The following is a 24,496-nucleotide window of genomic DNA, read 5'->3' as shown; positions in this document are numbered from 1 at the left end:
AGAGGACAAGCCTATCCGGATGTCGGTTGTGAGCGAGGCGATTCGACATAGGCGTTACTCCCGCGGGACCTCGCGGCCGTGGGCGCGCGCGAGGTGCTGATACGGTGGATCGGTCCGCAGGCGTGGATCGTCGACCGGCCCGCCCACGGTGAAGTGGTAGAGCACCTGGAAACGGTCTCCAGTCAGTCCGAAGACCTGGTGCGTGAGGTCGTCGAAGAAGCAGCCGATGCCGGTGCCGCGAATGCCGCTGGCTTCGGTTTCGAGATACAGAACCTGTCCGATGACACCTGTTTCCCAATACAGGCGGCGGTAGAACCAAGGCCCGAACGCCTCGAGCGACGCGCGGTACTCGGTAAGCATGGCCGCTGCGAAGACGCCGTCAGCCGCGATTTCCTGATTGCAGCTCGTCTGTTGGGCGGCAGAGCGCGCATCCCCTTCCACCAAGAAGAAAAGAGGCAAGGACGCAGGACACCCGGCTGGTCGAGTCCAGACAAAGGTCCGATGCATCGCGTCTTCGAGCGCCTGCCTGCGCGCGGAGTCTCGTAACAGGGCATAGAGGCCGGGGGGCAAGTCCGGCACGCGGTGGACGAAGAGCAGGAGATCGACGCAAGGGCGCCACGGTAGCGTCGTGAACGGGACCTGCCGCGAGCCGGGTATGAGCTTGAGCAGGATCCGATAGAAAGCGTCGCGGGTGATCCCCGTATGGACATCGAGTGCGACTGCGCTTCGCCGCTGGTGGATGATGCGGCGAAGCGCGAGCGGCGAGTCGCCGATCTCGAGGGAGCTGTTGTCGAAATCGATTGCAGACCAGAACGTCTCGTCAGGGGGCGAGACCTTCTCCGTTGCGGCGGCTACCTCATCGATGACGGGCCACGGATGATGATCGCTGCTCAGCCGGTTCGGCACTCCAGTCCAGCGCGTCCCACGGAGCTCATCGAACACCGTGCCCGGAATGGCGAACACTCGCTGCGCGTCGATCGTGAAGCCGGCGCACTGCGGGAAAACGGCCAACAGGCAGTCGGCGTGCTCGGCCTCGACCCCGGTCTGGACGTGCACCCCCAGTAGCACAGCCAGATCGCCGTCGGTGACGCTATCGAGCAGCTTCGCCTCCCAGCCGAGCCCCGCGGCGGACACAGCGAAGCTTCCGATCGCGTGACCGGCGTCATGGTGGCAATAGCGGAAGGCTCGCTCGCCGTACTTCCACGATTCGCGCCAGTGGATGGACGTGAGGCCCACGAGGACAGCACCATCAGGAAGCTGTGCCGCGATCTTCAGCCACGCTTCACCCGACAGCTCCGCCCTGATCTCGAGTGCGTGCTCGAACGGTGTGTAGTGGTAGACCGCGGGCCGTGGATGAAGACCGGCGATGGGCCCGGCGACCAGGTAGCCCTCGGTCGGATGAAGATTGCCGCTCGATGGATTGACCCGGAGCGACCAACGGGAGCTCCCGGCCTGCTTCCAGGCGGAGAGGGCGAGCGCATCCTGGAAGAGTTGGGAGATCGAGACTCGGTCCAGCGGGGTTCGGGCGATGTGACCGAGCGCGAACGCGGGCTCATAGCGCGGCTCGGGCCCCAACGGCAAAAGATTGAGCAGCAGCAAAGCGGCGCCTTCGAATCGGCGCATTGGATCGGGTTGCGTGTCCCAGTCCATGTAACCTAGAGCGGGCGCAAACCGAAACGGATGGTGCTTCGATCGATCATGGTACGCTAGTGTGATGTCTAGCGCCGAGGCAGATTCCGGCGGTTGGTCGAAATCCGGCGTGTTGGCCGTCTCGGAAGCTCTCGCGGCGGTCACCCAGCGCGTCTCCATCGCCCTTACCTGGTGGTGGCGGCGGCAATCACCTTGCGTCGCGCTCAGCCCTCACTAGACGTGCGGGTGATTCACGGCGAGCAACCGACGCTCGTCGCGCAAGACGAGCCGCAAGCTCATTAACCGCCGCCCGCTCGGCGATTCTGCGTACTTCCCGCAGCAAATAGTCTGAAAGGAACAAACCCTCAACGGCCGCGCGAGCTTTCAGCTTGCAGTGTAGTTCGACAGGGAGATGCCGAAGTTGGATCAACTTGTACATGCGCAGAAAGTAGCTGCATGTAAGGGTAGCCTCGTCTGGGCTGGCCGTTTTACGAATCCCAATGCTTAAGCTCTTCAACGTGCGTTCTAGGGGAGCGGCTCGCCAGCTCTAACCGGGCGATACCTGAGGTATGTAATAGACCCTTCCCATCTCTCAGGCCATATTCAACATGTATCCCCGTCAAACCTCGCTCTTGGTCAGTCCACCCCACCACGCGGTCACGTGTATATAACAGATATTTGATGCTCATGGATCGATTCCTTTGGATGGGGGAAGCGCCCCCACACCACTGTTTTTAGTCTTACCGTCTCAGGCGCTTCTAATTTCCAGCACACACCCATCTTTCACCCCCCTCCAGTGCCTCCGTCTCCGTGGTATAAACCAGGGGGGAGAAGTCGAACGAAATTCCATCCCGCACCACCACGCGCTGTAACTCCCAGCCTTCGGGAGGAGGGTGGGTATCCAATCGTCTGACCTGATACTGCCTGTGATTATGGTTCTGCCTATGCACGGTTATCTCCTTTTCTGATATTCTACCCGGTTTTTTGTACCTTTGATATGGGACGCTGCTCGTGCGCCACTAATAACCCGAGCTTCCTTCGTCGTAGCCAGCGTATGAGAACGATTATGACCGCTTCCCAGTTTACCCTACCCGTTACCTCTCGACGGCAGGTTCTATCGGTGGTCGTTGACGGGTGTTGATCGGCAAGACCTGGGGGACGTTCCGATTCCAATCCCCCATCTTCGACATCCTCACGCACTTGGGCGTGCGGCTGCGCTCGATTGAGGCCCTCGCGGTGACCAATGCGATGCGTCATCGGCTCGGCGCAACGCTGATAGAAGCGAAAAGCCATCCGAGGGACTAGAATTGCTACATGCAATCAACGGAGTCGTTTCACGCCACACATTATTGGCACCGCCTCGCCGACGGGCGCGTCCAATGCGACGTATGCCCGCGCGCGTGCAAGCTGCACGAAGGCCAGGATGGGATGTGCTTCGTGCGCGCGAACCGCGGCGGAGAGGTGGTGTTGACCACCTACGGGCGCTCGAGCGGTTACTGCGTGGATCCGATCGAAAAGAAACCGCTCAATCATTTTCTCCCCGGTACGCCGACCCTCTCCTTCGGCACCGCGGGCTGTAATCTCGCCTGCAAGTTCTGCCAGAACTGGGACATCAGCAAGTCGCGGGAGACGGACACGCTGGCCGACCAGGCGGCCCCCGATCGGATCGCCCGCGCCGCCAAGGCCCTCGGTTGCGCGAGCGTCGCCTACACCTACAATGATCCGGTGATTTTCATGGAATACGCCATCGACGTCGCGCAGGCGTGCCGGGAATATGGAATCAAATCGGTCGCAGTTACCGCCGGATATATCTGTCCGGAGCCGCGCGCCGAACTCTACCGCTACATGGATGCCGCCAACGTGGACCTCAAGGGTTTCAGCGAACGATTTTATTGGAAGATCTGTGGCGGCCACTTGCAACCGGTGCTCGACACGCTCACATACCTCAAGCACGAGACCCAAGTTTGGTTCGAGATCACGACGCTCTTGATCCCCGGCGAAAACGACTCCGAGCAAGAGATCGACGCGATGACCCGCTGGGTCGTCGAGAACCTCGGCCCCGAGGTGCCGATGCACTTCACCGCTTTCCATCCCGACTGGAAGATGATGGATAAGGCACGCACCCCGCCCGCCACCCTCACCCGGGCGCGCGACATCGCGCTACGCAACGGCGTCCGCTATGCCTATACCGGCAACGTGCATGATAAGGCCGGCGCCAGCACCTACTGCCACCGGTGCGGGACGACGCTCATCGGGCGCGACTGGTACACGCTCAGCGATTGGAACCTTGGCACCGGCGGGCGCTGTGCCGCCTGCGGTATGCCGTGCCCGGGCGTCTTCGAGCCGCGGCCGGGGTGTTGGGGCGCGCGGCGCCTGCCCGTGCGCCTCCGGGACTTCGCGGCTTGACGTGCACGAAACCCCGTTTGCTGCTGACGCGGGTATCGCGGAAACGGTTCTCTATTCCGCATCCAAGATAATTTCTGTATATTATAGGCGGGCATGTCTCATCTGTTCGCTGCCGGATGCAAATTGCCTTAAGAAAGGCGAGCCGATAAAAACCGGAAGAAAAACGGTTTTCGTCGTCGTTTAACATAAACTATAACGAACCGGAAGGAGGAACGATTATGGATGGCGATTCTGGAATGTGGGTATTATTAGCTATGTCCGTTGTCTGCTGGGCCGTGTTAATCTGGACCAATCGACCAGACGATAGCACCAAAAAGTAGATAGCACCAAAAAGCAGAGGGTTGGCGACAACCCTCTGCTACCTTCTCGGCCGCACGGCTAGCGCTCGTTGGCCGCATCTCGTCCTCCAGCGCGCATGAAACCTGATTTCGCGAGGGATGTCTGCTAGAAGAAAAACACCCAGCGGTCATCCGCGGACCGGCCCCGGTGAGCTTCCGGGACGCCTTTAAGTACTGGCTGAAACTTGGTTTTATCAGTTTTGGCGGGCCGGCGGGCCAAATTGCCATCATGCACGAAGAGTTGGTCGAAAAGCGCCGGTGGATTTCGGAGAGGCGCTTTCTGCATGCGTTGAACTACTGCATGCTGTTGCCGGGGCCGGAGGCGCAACAGCTCGCAACCTACATCGGTTGGCTGCTGCATGGAACCTGGGGCGGAATCGTCGCCGGAGCGCTTTTCACCCTGCCGTCTCTGGTGATATTGGTCGGGCTATCCTGGACTTACATGGCGTTTGGCGATGTGCCGGCCGTCGCGAGTGTTCTTTACGGGATCAAGCCGGCGGTAACCGCCATCGTCGTTTTCGCAGCCTACCGGATCGGCAAGCGGGCTTTAAAAAACGAGGCCCTGTGGGCCGTTGCGGTGGCGGCATTCATCGCTATTTTCGCCTTTGATGTCCCTTTTCCAGCCATTGTTTTAGGCGCCGCGACCATAGGTTTCCTGGGCAGCCGCCGATTTCCGGAAAAGTTTCGCCTCATCGCGAGCCATCAGGCAGCAACGGAAGCTCATCGTCCGGCGTTGATCGACGATCACACCCCAACGCCCGACCACGCCCGCTTCCAGCGGGGACGGCTGTTGCGCTACGCCGCGATCGGTGTCGCTCTTTGGGGCGTCGTCTTGGGCGGCCTCTATGCGCTTCACGGCGGCGAGGGAACCCTGCCAAAGATGGGTTGGTTTTTTACCAAAGCGGCGCTTTTGACCTTCGGTGGGGCCTATGCGGTCCTGCCTTACGTCTATCAAGGGGCGGTCGCGTCCTTTCGCTGGCTTACAACCGCGCAGATCATGGACGGTCTTGCGCTTGGTGAAACCACGCCCGGACCCTTGATTATGGTGGTGGCGTTCGTTGGATTCGTGGGCGCGTGGGGCGAGCAAGTTTTCGGCCCCCAAGCCCTGGCGACGGCGGGGATCATAGGGGCGGGGGTGGCGGCATTTTTTACGTTTTTACCCTCCTTTCTGTTCATCTTAATCGGCGGTCCGCTGGTGGAGGCCACGCACGGCGATTTAAAATTTACGGCGCCCCTGACCGCCATCACCGCGGCGGTCGTTGGGGTCGTGCTCAATCTCGCGGTTTTTTTTGCTGTTCACGTTCTCTGGCCCGAAGGGTTCGCCAGGCCGTTCGAGAGCGTCGCCGCGCTTATCGGTGCCGCCGCTTTTGTCGCCATGTGGCGCTATCAGTGGGGCATCATTCCCGTGATTGGCGCCTGTGGCGCGTTGGGTTTCGTCGCTACCTACCTGCGCTAACGACCGTACCTAGCTAATAGCCTTTCGCATACCGCCCTGAGGGGGTGCGACAATTTGTCGCATGTCCGCGCACCCCGAGTACCGAGGATCTGCGTCAAGCTACCGGGGACAAAGCGGTGACAGTCCTGGGCCGCGGCTGCACCCGCCCAAAGACCAAGGAAGGCGCCAGAAATCGAAGGCGTCGCATATTCCAATTTTTACAGTATAGGGATGAGTTTATAGCCGTGATCGAGGGCACTCCAAGACGCGAAGATACGCTGTCCATTGGTGATGAGATCCGGATGGTCGGATTCGGCGTTGGATTCCCCGATGACGGCCGCCCCGGACCACCGGGTCTAAGCCCGGCCGGACCGCAATTGCGCATGTCGGAAACAGCCGACGATATGGTCGTTGACCATGCCCGTCGCCTGCATATGCGCATAACAGATGGTCGAGCCCGCGAACTTGAAGCCTCGTTGGATGAGATCCTTGCTGAGTGCGTCGGACTGAGCAGTACGGGCGGGAAGCTCGGTGATGCTGCGCCAGTGGTTGTCCTGAGGCGTGCCGTCCACGAAGCCCCAAATATACGCATCAAAGCTTCCGAACTCCTTTTGAACTCGTAAAAACGCCCGCGCGTTATTGATTGCGCCTTCGATCTTGCGCCGATTGCGGATTATGGCGGAGTTTTCGAGCAACCGGGCGATCTTATGCGCGTCGTAGTTGGCCACGGTAGCGGGATCGAAGTTATCGAAGGCGACGCGGTAATTCTCGCGTTTTCTTAGAACCGTGAGCCAGCTCAGGCCCGCTTGGGCGCCTTCCAGCACCAGAAACTCGAATAATCTGCGGTCCTCGTGCACAGGCACGCCCCACTCGGTATCGTGATAACCGATGTACAAGGCATCCGACAGCGCCCAGGGGCAGCGTTCGCGCGGTGCCTGCCGTTCGTGATCTCCGTCATCGGCGAGGCGAGGAATCGCGGGTTCTAACACGCGACGCCGTCGTCAACAGCATAGGAAGCGGCCGGCGTGTTTCCAAGCCTCTGGTCATGCCTCTTAACGAATAGGACAAGCACGCTCAAGCATGCGATTCCGAACATGCGTTTCATAGTGACCTCCGTGCATAGCACGTTGTTGTCCTTGTTCGCTCGTCAAAGGTTAGCAGGCACCGGCTCAGGAGATCAAGCAGCTTCCGCGGCGCTTAACCCAGGGGCCGCTTCCTAAGGGCATTTTCCCGCTGGAACGGTGATGACGAATCGAGAATGATGCAGAATGGCTTAGCCATCCCCTCATTTTCATACGACACCGAACACTTCTGAGAAGGTGCGATGTTCGAGCAGCATTTCGCCAAAGCGTCGCATGAGGGGACGCAACCGTTCTTCGGGCATATTGGGGATGAGTTCGTAATGCATACAGCCTTGCCGAAACAGCGAGTGAGTGCGCTGCTTGACGGTATTGGCCTTCAAGTGGCGGTCATACCCCAAGGCCTCGCCTGCCGCACCGAGGAGGCTCAGCAGGGCCACTGCAAAGGCGTTGAGCAGCCAAAGGCGATCGCGCCGTGCGGGCGAGCCGATGCGCATCCAACTCATCCCCATGCCAAAGCGCAGGTCTTTGGTGTCCCGGAAACTACTCTCGATGCCCCAGCGTTTGGCGTAGTAGTCAATCAGTGTCCTGGCGCTCTCGGTGGTGGTACTCGCGGCCAGACACCAGGGTTCCTTCATGTCCTTGGCCTGCACGCACACCACGGTACCCACCCGGTATTGATCGGCGGTCACCCCAGCCCCGCGCAGCGTGCGCGCACGTCCCGCGTCTCCGACCCACGCTGCCCCTGTCCGCATCTCGCCTTGCGCATCGTGAGTCTTAGAAGAATTCAGTGGGGTACGGTTTCGTCCACGGAGGACGCTGATGCGCTGCTTCGCGCGAGAAATGCTACGTGCGCTCCAACATCCGTAGGTCATGGACATCGTAACCGTGGTATTGTGGGAATTCAGCTGTTCGTCAAAACTGCCGCGCAGCGGCTTACTTGTACCCCAACGGTGCACCCGCTACGGCGGGTGCCCTCGGGTCGTTAGGTCTCACATTGCTGTATAATTTGACGGGGAACTGGTTTTACCCAGACCGGCAAGTCCCAGAATTAACGCGGGATTAGATGGTCAAACGCCGTGCTCAATCACAACTATTAAACAAGAACGGAGGAAATAGAGATGAAACGCAAAACGCTAGTCGGACTAATCGCGGGTAGCTTGGGCTTGTTGGCAGGGGTTGGCTGTTCAGCGGAGGCCACCCATACCGCACAAGCATTGGAGCATGCCCAGGCGTCGGTTAAGGAAAGTACCATTGAGGGTATCCAAGAGCACGCGCAGGTGTCGTTGACACATGTCCAAGCGGCTGAGCAAGCCAAGGAAGCAGGCGCGGAGCACTTAACCGCAGCCGAAAGCGCTCTCAATAACGCGCTCAAAGCGCAGGACGCTGGCAGTGCCAAGATGGCCGTGGAGAGCGCCGAAAGCCATCTCAAGATGATCGAGTAAACCAAGCAAGGAATTCTAGCTAGCTGAGGCAAGCAGGCCGTGCAGCAGCGCCTTTCCCGTCCGTGTTTTTGTATTCCAACCACGGGAAGGCAGGGGTCATGGCTTGCATTGCCTCAGTTCGCCTAGCCATTGTCCGAGAAGCCGGCCTCGTTGGCGGAGACGTTGGGGACTTTGGAGCGAGTTTCGCTGGATCTGGTCCTGATTGGACTAGGGCACGTGCTTAAGGCGGGATCTTAGAGTTTATGATAGTCGTCAAGCCAGGCATCGTCGATCCGGAGGTGGGATGCGTTCCGAGCAAAGCGCTGCGGCATTCGGCGAATGCCAAACCATGCGTGAGGCTGGGAACGGATGGAACAAAAGTTGACGCCAACGGTGAAAAAGTTGCTGAGTTGGACATTCGGCTTGCGGGGGCCGGCGAATACCCAGCCTAAGCAATTGCGCGCGAATGGCAAACGCTTTTCGACTTGAAGGAGCACGCAATGCCGGAATCGAAAGAAAAAGGGATCCTCTGGAATTTGATTATCCCGGCTATCGCCTTGGTCGCGGTTTTCGCCGCCTGGTTTTTACTACCGCTAAAGGACTGGCTAGATTCATTCAGCGGATGGATAGAGGGACTGGGTGTTTGGGGCGGAGTGGTTTTCGCGGCCGCATACATCGTTGCCACGGTGGTCCTCGCGCCGGGCGCGCCGTTCACAATCGCAGCCGGTCTGGTGTTCGGTTTGGGATGGGGGTTCCCCGTAGTTATGGTCGGTGCGACGTTGGGCGCGGCGCTTGCTTTTTTGGCCGCGCGTTATCTCGTGCGTGACCGAATAAAAGGCATGATCGAAAAGCGGCCCAAGTTCCAGGCAGTGGATAAAGCAGTCACCGAGGAGGGTTGGAAGGTTGTTCTGCTGCTGCGGTTGAGTCCTTTGGTGCCGTTCAATCTTCAGAACTACTTTTTTGGTATTACGCAGATCAAATTCTGGCACTACATCCTCGCGACCTTCGTCGGGATTATTCCCGGAGTCATGCTGTACTTATATCTTGGTGCGATAGGCGGGGCTTTAACCGGCGGAGGAGGCGAGTGGGGAATGGCGCAATGGGTCTTTTTCGGAATTGGTCTCGCCGCGACTATCGTAGTCGCATTCTTGGTCACCAAGAAAGCAAAAGAAAAGCTCACGGAAGCAGGCGTGGGAGAGGACTCGCGGTAGAAGGATAGCGGCAAAGCTTCGAAAAACTCGCGCGATCTTAGGAGGACTCGAAGTGCGGTGAAGCAATCGCGATCCCGTGTTTGGGCTTCGCAACGCTGGCGCTGCTACGCTTCATGCTTCGACTCCGCTGCGCTTTGGCTAGCCAGAAGGGAGTGGTTCTTCAGCAGCCTGTCGGGTGCACCCATGGCCTACAAGAAAATTGCGGAGTACGGTATCGTCGGCAGGGGCTAGACGGCGGCGTTGATCGGCAGTGACGGCTCGGTGGATTGGTTGTGCCTGCCGTACTTGGATTCGCCTCGACCGGGATCGCTCGCGAACAATCCCGAACGCACGGCGTTCGGGTTCAATGTCTTAGATACCTTGTGATACATGGCGTGATCAAGTGGGCATAGCTGAATCGGTCCATAAAGAGTCGTTCTTTTTCTACCGCATCGAATATCGGATCGGGGACGCCGTGTTTTGCCGCAGGACATTGAGCACGGGACCCACATGAGAAGCTCGGCGAGCTGCTGATCTTCGAGAGCATCCATGCCGCGGTGCCCTGAACAGCGGAAGGACACTGAACATCGATGCGTGCTCTATGGAATATGAGGAGTTTATCATGTAAAAACTACCCATTGAATGCCATCCCAGATCTACCACACAGCCTTGCGACTACAATGACGATCCCAACCGCATGACGGAAGTACCCCTCAAACGTTGCCTGCTATTAGATGTCCTACGGCGTAAACATGATGGCGGCGCGCGCATTACATAGTTAAAATGAGAGTTCACGAGGAAAAGCCGAATGTCGAGACCTGTCACTGTCAACATTCCCCACAAGCTAGGGAAGGCTGAGGCGCGCCGCCGTATCGAGGAAGGATTCGGCAATATGCGCGCACAGATGACCGGTGGCGTTACCGGTTTGATGTTGTCGTTTTATGAACGTTGGCAAGACGATCGTCTTTATTTCGAGGGCGGCACATTTGGTCAGAAGATACATGGGCACCTTGATGTGTTCGAAGAGTCGGTTATAGTGGAAGTTGTTCTACCAAACATCCTCGCCACCATCGCCGACACAATTATGGGTAGAGTTAGAAAGGAAGGTCAACTTCTGCTGGAGAAGAAGTAACGCTTTTTCAGCATGTCGGCGGGATTACCTGTCGCCCCGGTCGCTTACAAAGCCCGACCAGCGGGCGATCTGGATGGCAGTGTTCATCGCGTGGTCTCCTCGCCCACGGGTAGCCCCAGCAGTTCGCACAGTTTTTTTGGGCCTCGATGATTTGCTCGGCCCGTTCGAGCTTGCGCTGCAACCGCGCGACCTCGTGTTCCAGCGCCTCGTTGCGGCGCGACTCGGCACTGGCGCGATCGGGCTTGGGTCCGCGCGGGCTTGGGGGCGAGCGCAGCCTGTTCGCTGACCTTGACCTCCTTGCGCCAGTGCGTCAGGTGCGAACTGTACAACCCTTCCCGGCGCAACAGCGCACCGGTCTCACTTAGCACTTTGCAGGCGTTGGTTTCGCGCACAATGCGCTGCTTATACGCTGCGGAGAACTGCCGCCGCTTGGGCAGGCCCGGTATCTGAGCGGACGCGAGATTCGGCTCTTTGACTATCCGCGCTGGGCGGAGCCGCTGCGAGAGGAGCTTCGGACCATGCCGAGCGGTTGGCCGCGGAGGCTTCTTTGGAAATCGAGCTCCTCAGGAATTATAAGGGCGTTTCGTAAGGAAGAGCAGATCAAGGCGATTTTGGCTTCGCGCGGTGAGCACCCCGGGTTAGTGCATATCTTCTCGGCGATGGAGGCCTGTCCTTCGTATCTGCCCTGGCATGACAAGCTCCAGCATACGACCCGCTTGGAGTCCACCCCCGGCAAGTGTCAACCTCGCGCGCAGCGCTTAACCCAGGCACTCGCTGTACGGTTTACAAGGGGAACGGTAATCTTTACCTCATCTCCTCGCAAAAATGTATTTTATGCTATTCGCACTAGGCGCAGGTGCTTGACCGCTAAGGCAATAGCAGGTAACGAAGCCTATGGCATCTTTTTTTCATGCCCATGAACCGAGCGGGTGATGTAGCGCCGGCGTCTCTAACGACAGGCGACTAGTCGCGGTGGGCGAGCAGCAGCGAAAAATAGACGAAGCAAGACGGTGTCATAACGGCTCGAGTCTTACGCGTAGTTCACGCCGCGCATCGATCAATCAACGCAGATACGCACTGCGTCATTTTAGAGGAGGAACTTATGATGACACTGATACTCATGGGCATCGGCGCTGCGCTGATGTATTTCTTTGATCCAGATTCGGGCCGTCGCGCCGCGTACGCGCCGCGTACGTTTGCGCGACCGATGCACGAGTGCCACTAAAAAATTCCAGGGCTCGGTCCGCACCCCCTGCGCCAGATCTCAGTAATGAAACAATCGACGTGACATCACCGGAGGCTTGGGACGACCAACGGCCGATGAAATTCTAGTGAATCGGGTGCAGACAGCGCCTCAACCGACATTTATTTTTATTCTAGGAGAACGGCAATGGGCAAATATTTAATTGGATGGGTTCTGGGTGTACCTGTCGTGGTGCTGGTCATTATTTATCTTCTTATGAATTGACCAGGGCTGGATACTCATCCGAGAGCGCACGGATCTGAAGTGAATCATTGCTTAAGACGGTCCATCGCTGCGAGGAAGAAAAGACATGCCAGACGACGACGATGATGAGAAAGATGGGGGGCATGAGAGAGTCACCCAAAGGATCATTCACAACGGCGAACGCCCAAAAAAAGATATTGAGTAAAGGAGCCAATATGAATACCCGATTAATGCTACTACTAGCGGTTGTTGTAATGACCAGTAACGGTGTTGTCTGGGGAGCTAACAGCGAAACCTTCTCCACCGCGGAAAACTCCTCACCCGAGGCGAATACTTCGGATGCGGAGAATACAGAACGGAATGTGCGCGATAAGAGTGACGCTACTTTGACCCCAGAAAATCAGGTCGAGGGCGACGACGGTGATCGCAAGATAACAGCGGAAATACGCCGTGCTGTAGTGGGGGATGACTCGCTTTCACTGAATGCCCAAAATGTAAAGATCATCACGCTTAATAGAGTAGTGACGCTTAGGGGGCCTGTTGAAAGCGAAGCAGAGAAGACCACGATCGACAAACTGGCGCGCCAAGCTGCCGGTGTAACACAGGTTCAGAACCAACTCGAGATAGAACGTCAAACTGATTAACAGCAAAACTGTAGTTGAACTTAGGAGGACATCATGAAAAAAGCCGTTTTCTGTATCGCTAAGACTCAAACCCAAGCGGAAGCGATAGTGGATCAACTTAAAATTGCGGGTTTTTCGAACGACGATATATCGGCCTTATTCCCTGATAAGGCCACTAGCAAAGACTTTGCTCACGAGCAGCACACCAAAGCCCCTGAAGGGGCTGCCACCGGTGGTGCGGTAGGGCTTGGCGTGGGCGGCGTTTTGGGATTGCTGGCGGGAATCGGAAGTCTGGCTATTCCCGGGGTGGGCCCATTCATTGCCGCCGGCCCTATCATGGGCGCCCTGAGCGGAGCAGCGGTGGGCGGCACAACTGGGGGAATAATAGGAGGGCTGGTTGGACTGGGAATTCCAGAATATGAGGCGAAGCGGTACGAAGGGAAGGTCCGTGGCGGAAATATACTGATCTCAGTTCATACCGATGATGCCAATCAGCGGAAACGGGCCAAAGACATTTTTGAGAGGGCAAACGCGGACGATATTTCAACGACCGGCGAAGCGGACGTAAGCTAGAAAACGTACGTTGTCAGGCAACTCTCCGGACTCCCGCCGATGCGCCGATAGCGGCGGGAACACGGGGTCGAAGAAGCGGGCGACATCGCCCGCGACGAGATGTCGGGGTGGTTGGTCTGCAGGTATTGACGATAAGACGACATGACCGTTAAGGTGGGGGGGCAAAATCAATCGCTTACTGTCGTGAGTTCTAGGTCGAGCACGCGTAGTCGCCGGAGGCGAAGATGGCTTATCGTAGCGCCACTTCGACCGGGCAGGGATTTGCCACCGCGCGCTTACTTCGCAGGATACGACACGGATGTCGGCCATACTTCTTGTGGCTTTCTCGCGGGCCGCGGGTGTCCCTCCACCGCTACCGGCTCAGACGGCCCGAGAAGCCAGTGATCATGGATTCATCGGAACGATCGTCATAGGGTTGTTGGGCGGCATCATCGCCAAACTACTCATGCCGGGAAGAGACACCCCGGGCTTTCATCATCACAATCCTCCTCGGTATCGCCGTGTCGTTTCTGGCCACGTACCTTGGACAGGCAATGACTTTGTGCCGCGAGCCCCCGCCGGGCTCATCGGCGGAGTCGTTGGCGCGTTTATTCTGCTGCTCTTGTACCGGTTGATCGTCAAACGCAACTAAGGGGAAGAAAATGAACGAGCAGGTCAAAGAACTTTTGTATCAGATGTTGGAAACCGAGATGGGTGGGGCGCAGGTTTATACGACCGCTTTGCAGTGCGTGGTTAACAAGGACTTGAAGGAAGAATGGACAAAGTATCTTGAACAGACGAAGCATCATATCGAAGTCGTTCGCGATCTCTTTGAGAAGTTCGGTCTCGACCCGGAACAGCAAACGCCGGGACGCCAGGTCGTTCACCATCTCGGCGAAGGACTGGTGCAGGCAATGCAAATGGCAAAGAAAAGCGGCAAGCGGGAAGCCGCCGAACTTGTCGCCTGTGAGTGCGTGGTGCTCGCCGAAACCAAGGACCATCAAAACTGGGAACTGCTTTCCAAATGCGCCGAGAAAGCCAAAGGCGACGAAAGGAAGGCGTTAACAGCGGCGTGCGAAGCAGTTGAAGATGAGGAAGACGAGCACATTTACCACAGCAAAGGCTGGTGCCGCGAATTGTGGATCCAGTCGCTCGGAATGCCCGCGGTCCTGCCGCCTCCCGAAGAAGAAAAAGACGTGAAAACCGCTATTGGCGCGGCGCGCGCGGAACAAGCGCGCGAGGATATGCTGTAACACGTATCGATTCTGGCGTAACGGGCTCCCGGGCCTAGCCGGGAAACACAACCGAGGAAAATCCAATGAAGAGCAACCGTCTAAAAAATTCGCCCGACAAGAACCGAAGCCTGGAACCGTTCCGCGAGTATCCACAAGACGCGACGCTCACTACCGATCAGGGCGTGCAAGTTGAGCAGACTGACGATTCGCTGCACGGGGGCTCGCGCGGGCCAACGCTGCTCGAAGACTTTCATCTGCGCGAGAAGATCATGCGCTTCGACCACGAGCGCATCCCTGAACGCGTGGTGCACGCGCGCGGCGCCGCCGCGCACGGGGTGTTTCAGGTCTACGAATCGCTGGAAGATATCACTCGCGCGCAGTTCCTCTGTGATCCTTCGTTTACGACTCCCGTGTTCACGCGGTTCTCGACCGTCGCGGGTTCTCGCGGGTCTGCGGACACGGTACGCGACGTACGCGGCTTCGCGACCAAGTTCTATACGGCGGAGGGTAACTTCGATCTGGTGGGCAACAACATGCCGGTGTTTTTCATCCAGGATGCCATCAAGTTTCTCGACTTTGTCCACGCCGTAAAACCGGAGCCGCATAACGAAATTCCTCAGGCAGCCTCCGCTCACGATACGCTGTGGGACTTCGTCTCGCTGCAGCCCGAAACCATGCACATGATGATGTGGCTGATGTCGGACCGCGCACTGCCTCGAAGCTTTCGCATGATGGAAGGTTTCGGCGTTCATACATTCAGACTCGTGAATAGAAAAGGGAAGGCTTGCCTGTGCAAGTTCCACTGGAAACCGCTCCTCGGTGTGCACTCGCTGGTCTGGGATGAAGCCCAGAAGATCGCTGGCAAGGATCCCGACTTCAATCGCCGCGATCTGTGGAAAGCGATTGAAGCGGGCAACTTCGCCGAGTATGAGCTGGGATTGCAAGTCATCGACGAGAAGGATGAACTTGCCTTCGGCTTCGATCTACTTGATGCAACCAAGTTGTTGCCGGAGGAAGTCATCCCCGTTCGTCGGGTCGGCAAGCTGACGCTGAACCGCAATCCGCAGAACTTCTTCGCCGAGACCGAGCAGGTTGCTTTTTGTATCGGCAACGTCGTTCCGGGGATCGATTTCACCAACGATCCGCTATTGCAGGGCCGGCTGTTTTCGTACCTCGACACGCAACTGACAAGGCTGGGCGGTCCCAACTTCGCGCAAATCCCGATCAATCGGCCGGTGGCACCCGTGCACAATCATCAGCAGGACGGGTTTGGTCAGCAGGTGATCCCGACCGGACGCGCGCCCTATCATCCCAACAGTGTCGGTGGCGGATGTCCTTTCCTGGCCGCTCAGGGAGAAGGGTACACACACTACGCCGAGCGAGTGGACGGCAACAAGATCCGCGCCCGCAGCGATAGCTTCAAAGACCACTACAGTCAGGCGACGATGTTTTTGAAGAGTCAATCGGCGCCGGAACGCGAGCATCTAGTCGAGGCGTGCCAGTTTGAGTTGGGCAAAGTGGAACGCAAGGAAATTCGCGAGCGTGTGGTCGAGCAGTTTCAAAACATCGATGAGACGTTCGCACGCGAAGTCGCAGGCGGCATCGGTGTCGCGGTGCCCGCGAGCCGACCTCCACAATCTTCCAGGCCCGAGCAATCGCTGCCCAATGGTAAGCGCTCGCTTGACTCTTCCGCCGCCCTCAGTATTGCCAACACTCCTAAGGATTCAATCCGCACCCGCTGTGTCGCGGTGCTGGCCGCGGACGGCGTGCGCGCGGCCGACATCACTCAACTGAAAGCCGCGCTCGCGCGCGAAGGTGCGCGTATGGAGGTCATCGCCAAGACCCTCGGGCTAATCGAATCAGACGACAAGAGCGCCATCGAAGCGGACAAAAGCCATCTCACCGCGGCATCGGTGTTTTACGACGCGGTGTTTGTTCCCGGCGGGGACGCAAGCGCCACGGCGATGACGAAGCAGGGCGATGCGATCCATTTTGTTCAGGAAGCCTTTCGCCATTGCAAGACGCTAGGCGCGGGCGGGGAAGGCATACAGCTTGTGGCCGCGGCGAACTTACCCGGTATTGACCTCGCTGGCGAAGCGACCAAATCGAAGGTGGTGAGTCACAAGGGTGTGGTCACTTCGCGCGCCGATATCAAGACACTAGTTCGGGAGTTTATCGAGGCGATGAAGCAACATCGCCACTTCGATCGCGCGGATAAACAAGTACCGGCTTGAGAGAAAATACGAAACGAGGCAAGAGCACGGCAGAGGATAGGCGACAGGAGTTCCGAACCGGCTGATTTTCGCACTGCTGTGTCCAAATATCCGCTGCGGAATATAACGGCGAGTTTTTTGGCGAGAAACGCCGAGTTTTGCCGAGATCTGTCGAGTTTTATTCCGCACTTGCAGCGCGCCAATTCCCGGCAAACGAGTTCGTCTTGACATCAAGACATCAAATAGCTCATGCTTTGATGCATGAGAACGACATTGACATTGGATGATGACGTCGCTGCAGCCCTCGAGCGCCTGCGTCGCAGTCGGGACGAGAGTCTGAAGGTCTTGGTGAATGACGCCCTGCGTCGAGGGTTGAAGCAGATCAACGCGCGACCCGAACCACGCCGGCCATTTAGAACAACCCCGGTAACCCTCGGGCGCTGTCGCATAGGGAGTGTTGACAACATCGCAGACGTACTGGCCGTCGCCGAAGGCGACGCCTTCAAATGATAATTGTCGACGCCAACCTTCTTATCTATGCACAGGTCAGTAGCTTCTCCCAGCACGAACGCGCCCGCGAGTGGCTCGACACTCAACTCAACGGTACCGCGCCGGTAGGGTTACCGTGGCCCACACTGCTCGCCTTCCTTAGAATCGTAACCAACGCCCGGGCGTTTGAGCAGCCGGAATCCATGGAGAATGCGTGGCGACAGGTGATCGCATGGCTTCAATGTGAGACGACGTGGATCCCGGCGCCTGGGGACCAGCACGCCGAGATCTTGGGCCAACTGGTGAAAGCGGCTGGCGTTCAAGGCAACCTGGTCCCCGATGCTCATCTCGCGGCACTCGCGATAGAGCATGGATTAATACTCTGTTCCACGGATGGGGACTTCGGGCGTTTCTCGGGGTTACGTTGGCAGAATCCGATAACTGCCTGAAGCCAGAATCGTTGGGCTGCAAATATTTGCAGATGACAATGTCTAGCGCGCGTAGCCATACTACGGAAAATGCTTGGCCGTAAAATATTTGCGCACCACAGTGGTACCCCGACCGATGACGCCGGCCCTAATCGTCAACCCTTCACTTTTCATGTCCCTTCATTGCTAGGGACGGCTCAAATTACTAAGGGTATCAGGAAAAAGATTATGGATAATGACCTCGACGGGATGACACGAGAGGAGCTGACTGCGGAAGGCAGGAAGCTGCGGCAAGGTATCCGTCAGCATCGTGACAGTGTTGGACACGACCTTTGTTGGCACCATCCTTGGCTCTGGAGTCTATTGCCGGAAAAAACGGATCCTCTTCCTGTGGTGCCGGACTGGCCGCAGTTTATGCAGGGTTGCGTCAGGTATCGTCAGTCGCTCGATCAGCAAGCATCCCGCGAACAAAAGAACCATATGAAGAATAGGCGTACTCGCCTTCGTTAAGAATTCATTCCAGCGGGCGCAGCTTGGGGATTGGGTTGCGTCTGAACGGAGGCCGGATGAAAATGATTGAAAGCTTCAAAGTCAACTGATGGAAGCAACCCAGCAACCGCGTGTAAACATTTGTTGTATTGCCAGCGAAATTGATATCCCGGTCTTTCTGGCCGGTGGACTTCATGTCGAGAGCAGCCGCGCAGCAAATATCCAGATGGTGACCGGCGAATTCCGCAGCCACCGGACTACTAACGACAGAACACCTGGAGTCTCGCGATGTTTCGATCCCGGCTACTTCGAGGATCACTAGAGAAGTACTTTTTATCCGCCAAAGCAACCTAAGGAGGTTTCAGATGCAATACGTCGATGGATTTGTCTTGCCCGTCTCGCAAGAGAACCTGCACAGACCAATTGTTTTCCAACAGAATAGGACCGATAGCCGAAATTCAAACTGAACCACTACCCTGTTTTGCTTACTCTTTCTTTGGTTCAACCTCATGTGCGTCTTCTGCAGCTTGCTGTAAGGTGATTTGCGCTGGATGAGGTACCCCTCGTCCACTTTCCCGTTTGAGATCGTAGCCTCTATAGAGCAGGGCTACTGCGAGCCATACGATAATGGCGATGAGCGGATAGGCAAGCAGGCGCGGAAAAAGTGCGAATAGGACGGCCAAGCCTAGAAGCAGCAAGCCAGCGGTAGTCATGATGCGCGTTTCGACCGGTTCGAGGACCCGGCGATCGCTCATTGCCGCGCCGACACTATTCCCGATGCGAAACACGCCGGCGGTCGCGCGTCCCGCACTTCCTGTCCCGCTCGATATCGCACCTCGCGCGCGTGTAGGCGCGCCCGGAGCACGCACTCTGTGCTTAGCGTCCAAGACGACCTCCGTCGCGTTCGTCAGATCTTCGAGATACATCTCTTCCATCCGCCGCCCGAACTCGTCGTCCTCCACGACGACGTCCAACTCGCAGTTGCCAAGCCAGCTGGCAAGGTTGAGGTTAGTTGAACCGACACGCGCCCACCGCCCGTCAGCGACTGCCGTCTTCGCGTGCAGCATCGAGCCGTTCCACTCGAAGATTCTCACGCCCGCTTCTAGCAGCGGGCGATAGCCGGCTCTCGATACGGGTCTCAGCACCGGTATGTCGGTCACCCCGGGGACTAAGAACCTCACGTCCACCCCGTGATGGCGTGCGGCGCGCAGCGCCTGCACGTACGATGGAGTTCCGGCGTAATAAGCATCCGTCAACCACAGCCTCTCGTGCGCGAGCGTGGCGACGAGTTGATCCAAGCGAAGCATCCCGGCGGTGTTCGGCCTGCTCGCAACAACGCGTACGGCGATATCGCCGGCGGGAGTGGCTAATTCTTTGCCGAGTGAATGCGTTTCGAGTATCGGCTCGTCCGTCATCGCCCAAATTTGCTCGAATGCCCGCTCAATTTCGGCGACCGCCGGACCGCGTACCTCGACACCGGTGTCGCGCCAAGGGTCGAGATTCTTTTCAGGCTCGCCCACCCACTCTCGGCCGACGCACAAGCCCGTGACAAAAGCCACCTGCGTGTCTACCGCCAGCATCTTGCGGTGATCTCGCGAGAGCCAGCCAAGTGGGCTATCGAGGCGCGGCGGGTTGTAGCAGCGGACTTCGATCCCGCCCTCGCGCAGGTGATTCCAGAACTTACGAGAGGTCTTGCCGAAATTTCCCATCCAGTCGTAAATCAGCCGCACGCGCACGCCTTCCCGCGCTTTAGCAATCAGTGCGTCGGCGAACATACGTCCCGTGTCGTCCTCTCGGATGATGTAGTTCTCGAAGTGGATAGTTCGCCGGGCGGAAGCAATCGCCTGCAACCATGCCGGGTAGTTCTGCTGTGCATCTTTCAAAAGGTGTACGCTGTTGCCTGGAATGAGCAGCGCACCGGCAGCTCTTGAGAACGCTTGGTCGGCAAGCTGGCGAACAAGCGAGACCGGCTCCCGCGCCTCTGCTTCGGCGACCTGGTTCATCCCTTATCCCTTCTCTCCCGCCGCGCTCGCGATCGCCGCCCATCGAAACGATGCTCGCAAAGCTGGCGGAGGAGCTTGTCTACCACTGACACGTTCCTGTTCGAGCCCAATCGCGACGGATTTCGCGCCATTGTTTTCGCGGGCGTCCGATGTTTCGGAATCAAGCCCGCTGCCCGCCGTTCCACGCCAGAAGATTCAAAAATTCGCGGCGCGTTCTCGGCCCATGCGTGCGAAAGTGCGGGTTCGGCGCTTCCCGGTAGGCGATTCGGTCATTGGCGATGCGGTCCTGCGCGGTGTGCCGCTTCATCTCATCCTCGCTGATGTGGTAAGGCTTCATTGCGTTCAAGCCGAAAACCTTGGCCCGCAGCCCAGGGGTGATCTCGGGGTAGCCGTGTTTCTCGCGAAGCTTCTCTGAAATCTGAAAAGTCCGGAAGGCTTGGATCTGGTCCTGTGGCGAGCCATACCAGATGGAATCGGTACCCCACAGCACGTTGTCCTCGCCAAGGTATTTGAACAGCTTGCCCAGCCCATGCGCGGCGCTTTGCGGATCGCGCATGAGCAGACGCCAGGTGCTGCCGAGCTCCGCATATACATTGCTGTTGCGCGGCATATCGTTCTCGACGACGGTCTTGATCAACGAATCGATGCCTTCCTTGCGCGCCGGATCGTATGGACCTTCGGGTTGGCCGGGTACGAATCCGGAGTGGTAGATCAGAAAATTGACATCGGGATGGCGCTTCGCGACCTTGCCGATGTCATTGCACAGCGAGTGCTCATAAGATTGTCTGCCGAATGGAATGCCCTTGTGCACGCAGATATTCTTGATGCCGAGCTTGCGCGCCTTGTCGATGAAGGCGAGGCCGATGTCGTCGCTTAGAAAATATCCTTTGCCGTCCGGCCCCCACTGGGTGTAGGTCTTCCAGGCAGAAACTTTCCAGCGCTCGGCCAGCTCGTCCATGCCCTCCATGTCGCCGTCCTGATTGGGGTTCACGCGCCCGTGTATGAGCAGCCGGTGCGTCCCTTCCATGCGTTCAACGATTTCGGCGGTGGCGGCGGCCTCTTCGATTGTAAGCGGTTCGGCGGCGCGGCGCGAGGGCACGAAAGACAGCACCATCATGTCCGTGTCCGAATCCATGAAGACGTCCTTGATGAATTCGTCCGAGTTTAAGCACTGCAGGTAGCTGCGTTTTCCCGGCTCGGCCGCGAACGCGCAGGCCGACTTCTCGAAGCTGGAAAGCGGCTTTGCATCCGGAGGCAGTTGCTTGAGCCAGGCGCCGTCCGGGTTCACGAAGTGTCCTTGCACGTCGAAAATAAATTCATTGCCGTCCAATGCCGCAGTCGCGATCTCAGGATCCACCGCGGCCGCGTCGGCAAGCTCATAGAATCCGCCGCTGCGCCCGGCGGCTGCATAGGCCGCGTTCATCGCCAGCAAGGTCGAAGCCGCGCCGCAGGCCGAGACGAGAAAAGATCGGCGCGAAACACCTCGGCGTTTGGCGTTCTCGGTCGAGAGATCGGACGCGAGTCGGCGCGCTTGGTGATGCACCGGCTCCAGCGGTATGGGTGCAAATTCGCCGTTGGTGGTGGTATCGAGCTTGATGGGCAGGCGGCGCCCTTCGGGATCGTGTTGTTGGGGCATGAGGTCCTCCGTTGTGTGAGTTATCTGTCGGATGGGTTCTGTCAAATTGATGGATACGAAACGTATATTTCCGGGAGCTGATGACTTCCGGCGGGTAGCGGTAACCGCGATAACTAATAAGCTCGTTCATGCGATCATGGTGCATGAATGCTTGCCAATTTGACAGAGCCTTGATTGACCGTGACGAACTGAAGAAGGAACCCTGGGCATCCTTCGTAGCCCGGGTGTCGTAATTTTGGTGCCGTGCGCCTTATACAGACATTCTGCACAAAATACGACGAGCCCTAGCGCGTCCGAAATGCTGTTTATTCCAGTTTATTCCAACATTCTGTAGCTAAGGCGACTAGCGCCCCCGCAGTTTTCTCCATAATGTTCGATTATACGAGCTGGGGATTAAAATGCGGACCACACTCATGACGGAAGCGCTCTCACATTGTTTCGAACCGATCGCAGATCGGAACGCAGAGATATTGATCCTGGGCAGCATGCCAGGACGCGAGTCCTTGGAAGCGCGTCAGTACTATACGAATCGTCGCAATGCCTTCTGGAAGATCATGGCGGAGTTGTTGGGCTTTGATCCTGCCTCCTCATATGAGGCTAGGTTCACGCGCTTCGGTCGGCCCGGATTGCGCTTTGGGATGTGCTGCAGGCCTGCAAGCGAGTCGGTAGCTTGGATGCAATGATTGAGGCTGACACAATTACTGCAAACGACTTTCGCAGCTTTTTTCGCAATCATGAAGGGATCAGGGCTGTGTTCTTCAACGGCACGAAGGCAGAGTCGTTGTACAGACAGTATGTCCTACCGACCGTCGATACTGCTTGTGTTAGTTACTTGCGTCTCCCATCCACAAGTCCAGCCCATGCTTCTCTGCCCTTTGATAAGAAGCTTGGGGTATGGCGGATCGCACTGCGACCTTAGCATTAGCCTCTCCGAGATTTCCATGGTTACCGTGAAGTACGCCGAATTACTTGATGCCTTTGAGTTCGTAAGCTCTGGCGCCCCATTCGAACACAGTGCGTACATCTGCGCCGACACCGGAGCAATCTACTGGGCGTCGAGCATGATCGAACTGGAAGAGAAAGTCCCAGACAATCTCGAAACATCCGACCGATACTTTGCGGTGCCACACAAGAATGATCTGAATCTGGGTATTGAAACTCGACAACACTGCGCTGATCGCCTCGGGGCCGCCGCGGCGGGCGCCTGGGTATGTACTTGCGCACGGTGCGCGGCGAGATCTGGATCCCGAGTTTCAATAAACAGTTCGTTGGCGATACGCTCTTCGCCCCAGGTGATATTGTTGCGAACCATCTGACGAATCAGTTCTCGAAGTTCAGCGGGGAGTTTCGGTCGTCCACGCCGACACTTCCAACGCCAGAACAGTCGAAACCCCGCGCGGTGCTACCCGATCAAGGTCCTCGGTGCGACATTGACGACGGCGTCCTTCTAATCAAAGCAGCGCGAGAGGAGTACGAGGAGATAGCGCGACGCATTGTCAAACCGTCGCGGCACCACTTTGCGTTCTTGATAGAACGCGAGCTGCTTTCTAAGAAAGAGATTCTCCCGCCGCAAGCGTTGCACGGCTTCATGCAAAGCGCTAAGAAATTTAGGCTGTTCGTGATAAGCAAGCGGCCCAAAGCAGCGAACTCAATCATACAGCGAACGAGGTGCCCAAGAAATTCCATGCCTCTAGCTCCCGCAAGAGCAAGAAAATGCGCAATCAGATATTATCTGCGGACCACAGCCAGCTTATGGGGAGGAGAGTTTTGGACGGACGGGTATTTCGGGAGCACCGTTGGAAAGCACGGGAAGGAAGATATGATCGGAAAATACGTGAAGAATCAAGGGAAGGAATATCAAAAACTGCTTGAAGATCGCCAATTGGCGCTGTTCTAAATACCCCGTCCGCTTGCGGCGGATTAGTTTATTTCTGTGTGTAGATACAGCAGGGTGAAACTCAATTGGCGGTCGGCACAGTAGTCACGCTGCGTCAACCCGTTTACCCGCCATGCCATCCAATGCTGACGCGAAAACTCAGCGTTATTATCGGCCTTGCCATTATCCCTCTCCACATTGAAATGCGGGCAGTGTCCCAGCAGCTATACGGCTATGGAAAGCGGCACTGCCGCATGCTTATGCCTTCCGTACTCATTGTTGAGTCCCCACTTCGGTAGCAGTTCGGGTACGAAGCGATAGATAGTTGCGGGTCGGTGTTGAATACGTCGTCAATACCCGCAGCCACAATGGGCAACAACGTGACAGTGCCCGACTACCGGACCGCGCAAGAACCGCGCACGAGCATCGCATGTGACGCCGCGCGCCGCGTCACTCGAGGTGCGGCCTATCTCTTCCCGCCGGGCTTCTTCGCGGTGGTGGGTTTTTTCGCCGGGCGTTTTGTTGCGGGCGTTTTCTTCGGGCTGCTCGCCTTCCGCGTGACCTTAGGGGGTGCTTTCGCAGTCTTCACCGCAGGTTTCATTGCTTTTGCCATCGGTGTTGCTCCGGGGTTTGAGGGTATCAAAATCAGTTCAGTTACTTCGCCCGCTCATATTGTTGAGCACCTCACTTCATGTAGCGTAGTAACTCATGCTAACTATAGCTATGAATACTCAAGAAATCAAGGCGCAGTCTATTCCAATGCAAGATGAGTCTGAAGGGAGGGCTTATTTCTAATACAAGATGAGTCTGAAGTAAGGCGGCGACTGTTCATGATGGGAGGATGAAGACCATCATGAACGACGGACAATTAG

21 protein-coding genes and 3 pseudogenes are annotated in these 24,496 nt (G+C 57.4%); 17 read left to right on the top strand and 7 right to left on the bottom strand.

The genetic code is table 11. The features are described from left to right. Window positions 1-54 precede the first annotated feature (54 nt). Window positions 55-1,809, bottom strand: coding sequence for a SagB/ThcOx family dehydrogenase (locus M3436_05000; protein MDQ3563510.1), 1,755 nt, complete (start codon window positions 1,807-1,809; stop codon window positions 55-57). 957 nt (window positions 1,810-2,766) lie between these two features. Here M3436_05000 and M3436_04995 point away from each other — a divergent pair. The 3 genes from M3436_04995 to chrA all read left to right on the top strand — a co-directional run bounded on the left by M3436_04995 (window position 2,767) and on the right by chrA (window position 5,829). Then, the gene (locus M3436_04995) at window positions 2,767-2,934 is read left to right on the top strand and encodes a hypothetical protein (protein MDQ3563509.1); all 168 of its coding nucleotides are present in this window, start codon (window positions 2,767-2,769) and stop codon (window positions 2,932-2,934) included. 9 nt (window positions 2,935-2,943) lie between these two features. Next, complete coding sequence (gene amrS / locus M3436_04990) at window positions 2,944-4,035, top strand: AmmeMemoRadiSam system radical SAM enzyme (protein MDQ3563508.1); 1,092 nt, start codon at window positions 2,944-2,946, stop codon at window positions 4,033-4,035. 441 nt (window positions 4,036-4,476) lie between these two features. After that, entirely contained in the window at window positions 4,477-5,829 is a 1,353-nt protein-coding gene (gene chrA, locus M3436_04985) for a chromate efflux transporter (GenBank protein MDQ3563507.1), read from the top strand. A 335-nt stretch (window positions 5,830-6,164) separates the two neighbouring features. Here chrA and M3436_04980 read toward each other — a convergent pair whose 3' ends face one another. Beyond that, complete coding sequence (locus M3436_04980) at window positions 6,165-6,716, bottom strand: DNA-3-methyladenine glycosylase I (GenBank protein ID MDQ3563506.1); 552 nt, start codon at window positions 6,714-6,716, stop codon at window positions 6,165-6,167. Window positions 6,717-7,099: 383 nt separating this feature from the next. Then, complete coding sequence (locus M3436_04975) at window positions 7,100-7,642, bottom strand: transposase (GenBank protein MDQ3563505.1); 543 nt, start codon at window positions 7,640-7,642, stop codon at window positions 7,100-7,102. Between the two features lie 366 nt (window positions 7,643-8,008). Between M3436_04975 and M3436_04970 the strand changes: the two genes are divergently transcribed. Both M3436_04970 and M3436_04965 read left to right on the top strand, forming a co-directional pair. Further along, window positions 8,009-8,332 carry a hypothetical protein gene (locus tag M3436_04970; GenBank protein MDQ3563504.1) on the top strand — a complete coding sequence of 108 codons (324 nt, stop codon included), beginning with the start codon at window positions 8,009-8,011 and terminating at the stop codon, window positions 8,330-8,332. A 479-nt stretch (window positions 8,333-8,811) separates the two neighbouring features. Continuing rightward, window positions 8,812-9,522, top strand: coding sequence for a TVP38/TMEM64 family protein (locus M3436_04965; protein ID MDQ3563503.1), 711 nt, complete (start codon window positions 8,812-8,814; stop codon window positions 9,520-9,522). Between the two features lie 227 nt (window positions 9,523-9,749). Here the strand turns inward: M3436_04965 and M3436_04960 are convergent, their stop codons facing one another. Continuing rightward, on the bottom strand, window positions 9,750-9,893 hold the full coding sequence (locus M3436_04960) for a hypothetical protein (GenBank protein MDQ3563502.1): 144 nt from the start codon (window positions 9,891-9,893) through the stop codon (window positions 9,750-9,752). A gap of 416 nt (window positions 9,894-10,309) precedes the next feature. Between M3436_04960 and M3436_04955 the strand changes: the two genes are divergently transcribed. The 9 genes and pseudogenes from M3436_04955 to M3436_04915 all read left to right on the top strand — a co-directional run bounded on the left by M3436_04955 (window position 10,310) and on the right by M3436_04915 (window position 18,130). Then, a complete protein-coding gene (locus tag M3436_04955) occupies window positions 10,310-10,633 on the top strand; it encodes a polyhydroxyalkanoic acid system family protein (protein ID MDQ3563501.1) in 324 nt (107 codons plus the stop codon). 1,662 nt (window positions 10,634-12,295) lie between these two features. Continuing rightward, window positions 12,296-12,724 (top strand): BON domain-containing protein, encoded by a 429-nt coding sequence (locus M3436_04950; GenBank protein MDQ3563500.1) that lies wholly within the window; start codon window positions 12,296-12,298, stop codon window positions 12,722-12,724. A gap of 33 nt (window positions 12,725-12,757) precedes the next feature. Then, window positions 12,758-13,276, top strand: a complete 519-nt coding sequence (locus tag M3436_04945) for a hypothetical protein (GenBank protein ID MDQ3563499.1) — start codon at window positions 12,758-12,760, stop codon at window positions 13,274-13,276. Between the two features lie 445 nt (window positions 13,277-13,721). Continuing rightward, window positions 13,722-13,907 (top strand): annotated as a pseudogene (locus M3436_04940) (GlsB/YeaQ/YmgE family stress response membrane protein). A 10-nt stretch (window positions 13,908-13,917) separates the two neighbouring features. Next, entirely contained in the window at window positions 13,918-14,508 is a 591-nt protein-coding gene (locus M3436_04935) for a DUF3231 family protein (GenBank protein MDQ3563498.1), read from the top strand. A 65-nt stretch (window positions 14,509-14,573) separates the two neighbouring features. Then, window positions 14,574-16,724 carry a catalase gene (locus M3436_04930; GenBank protein ID MDQ3563497.1) on the top strand — a complete coding sequence of 717 codons (2,151 nt, stop codon included), beginning with the start codon at window positions 14,574-14,576 and terminating at the stop codon, window positions 16,722-16,724. A 240-nt stretch (window positions 16,725-16,964) separates the two neighbouring features. Beyond that, the gene (locus tag M3436_04925; GenBank protein ID MDQ3563496.1) at window positions 16,965-17,213 is read left to right on the top strand and encodes a ribbon-helix-helix domain-containing protein; all 249 of its coding nucleotides are present in this window, start codon (window positions 16,965-16,967) and stop codon (window positions 17,211-17,213) included. Continuing rightward, the gene (locus tag M3436_04920) at window positions 17,210-17,641 is read left to right on the top strand and encodes a type II toxin-antitoxin system VapC family toxin (GenBank protein ID MDQ3563495.1); all 432 of its coding nucleotides are present in this window, start codon (window positions 17,210-17,212) and stop codon (window positions 17,639-17,641) included. The genes M3436_04925 and M3436_04920 overlap by 4 nt, the downstream gene beginning before the upstream one ends. A 207-nt stretch (window positions 17,642-17,848) precedes the next feature. After that, on the top strand, window positions 17,849-18,130 hold the full coding sequence (locus M3436_04915) for a hypothetical protein (protein MDQ3563494.1): 282 nt from the start codon (window positions 17,849-17,851) through the stop codon (window positions 18,128-18,130). Between the two features lie 4 nt (window positions 18,131-18,134). Here the strand turns inward: M3436_04915 and M3436_04910 are convergent, their stop codons facing one another. From M3436_04910 to M3436_04900, 3 genes are all read right to left on the bottom strand, one after another. After that, entirely contained in the window at window positions 18,135-18,362 is a 228-nt protein-coding gene (locus M3436_04910) for a hypothetical protein (protein ID MDQ3563493.1), read from the bottom strand. 232 nt (window positions 18,363-18,594) lie between these two features. Further along, window positions 18,595-20,112 (bottom strand): phospholipase D-like domain-containing protein, encoded by a 1,518-nt coding sequence (locus M3436_04905; protein ID MDQ3563492.1) that lies wholly within the window; start codon window positions 20,110-20,112, stop codon window positions 18,595-18,597. Between the two features lie 160 nt (window positions 20,113-20,272). Continuing rightward, window positions 20,273-21,748, bottom strand: a complete 1,476-nt coding sequence (locus M3436_04900; GenBank protein ID MDQ3563491.1) for an amidohydrolase — start codon at window positions 21,746-21,748, stop codon at window positions 20,273-20,275. Between the two features lie 413 nt (window positions 21,749-22,161). Here M3436_04900 and M3436_04895 point away from each other — a divergent pair. The 3 genes and pseudogenes from M3436_04895 (at window position 22,162) to M3436_04885 (ending at window position 24,394) form a co-directional block, all read left to right on the top strand. Further along, window positions 22,162-22,667: pseudogene (locus M3436_04895) on the top strand (DNA-deoxyinosine glycosylase). 831 nt (window positions 22,668-23,498) lie between these two features. Next, window positions 23,499-23,645: pseudogene (locus M3436_04890) on the top strand (transposase). Between the two features lie 347 nt (window positions 23,646-23,992). After that, a complete protein-coding gene (locus tag M3436_04885) occupies window positions 23,993-24,394 on the top strand; it encodes a hypothetical protein (protein MDQ3563490.1) in 402 nt (133 codons plus the stop codon). Window positions 24,395-24,496 lie beyond the last annotated feature (102 nt).

Source organism: Pseudomonadota bacterium, from assembly GCA_030859565.1.
Taxonomy (GTDB): Bacteria; Pseudomonadota; Gammaproteobacteria; order JACCXJ01; family JACCXJ01; genus USCg-Taylor.
This window is presented reverse-complemented; position numbering and strand designations above follow the sequence as displayed.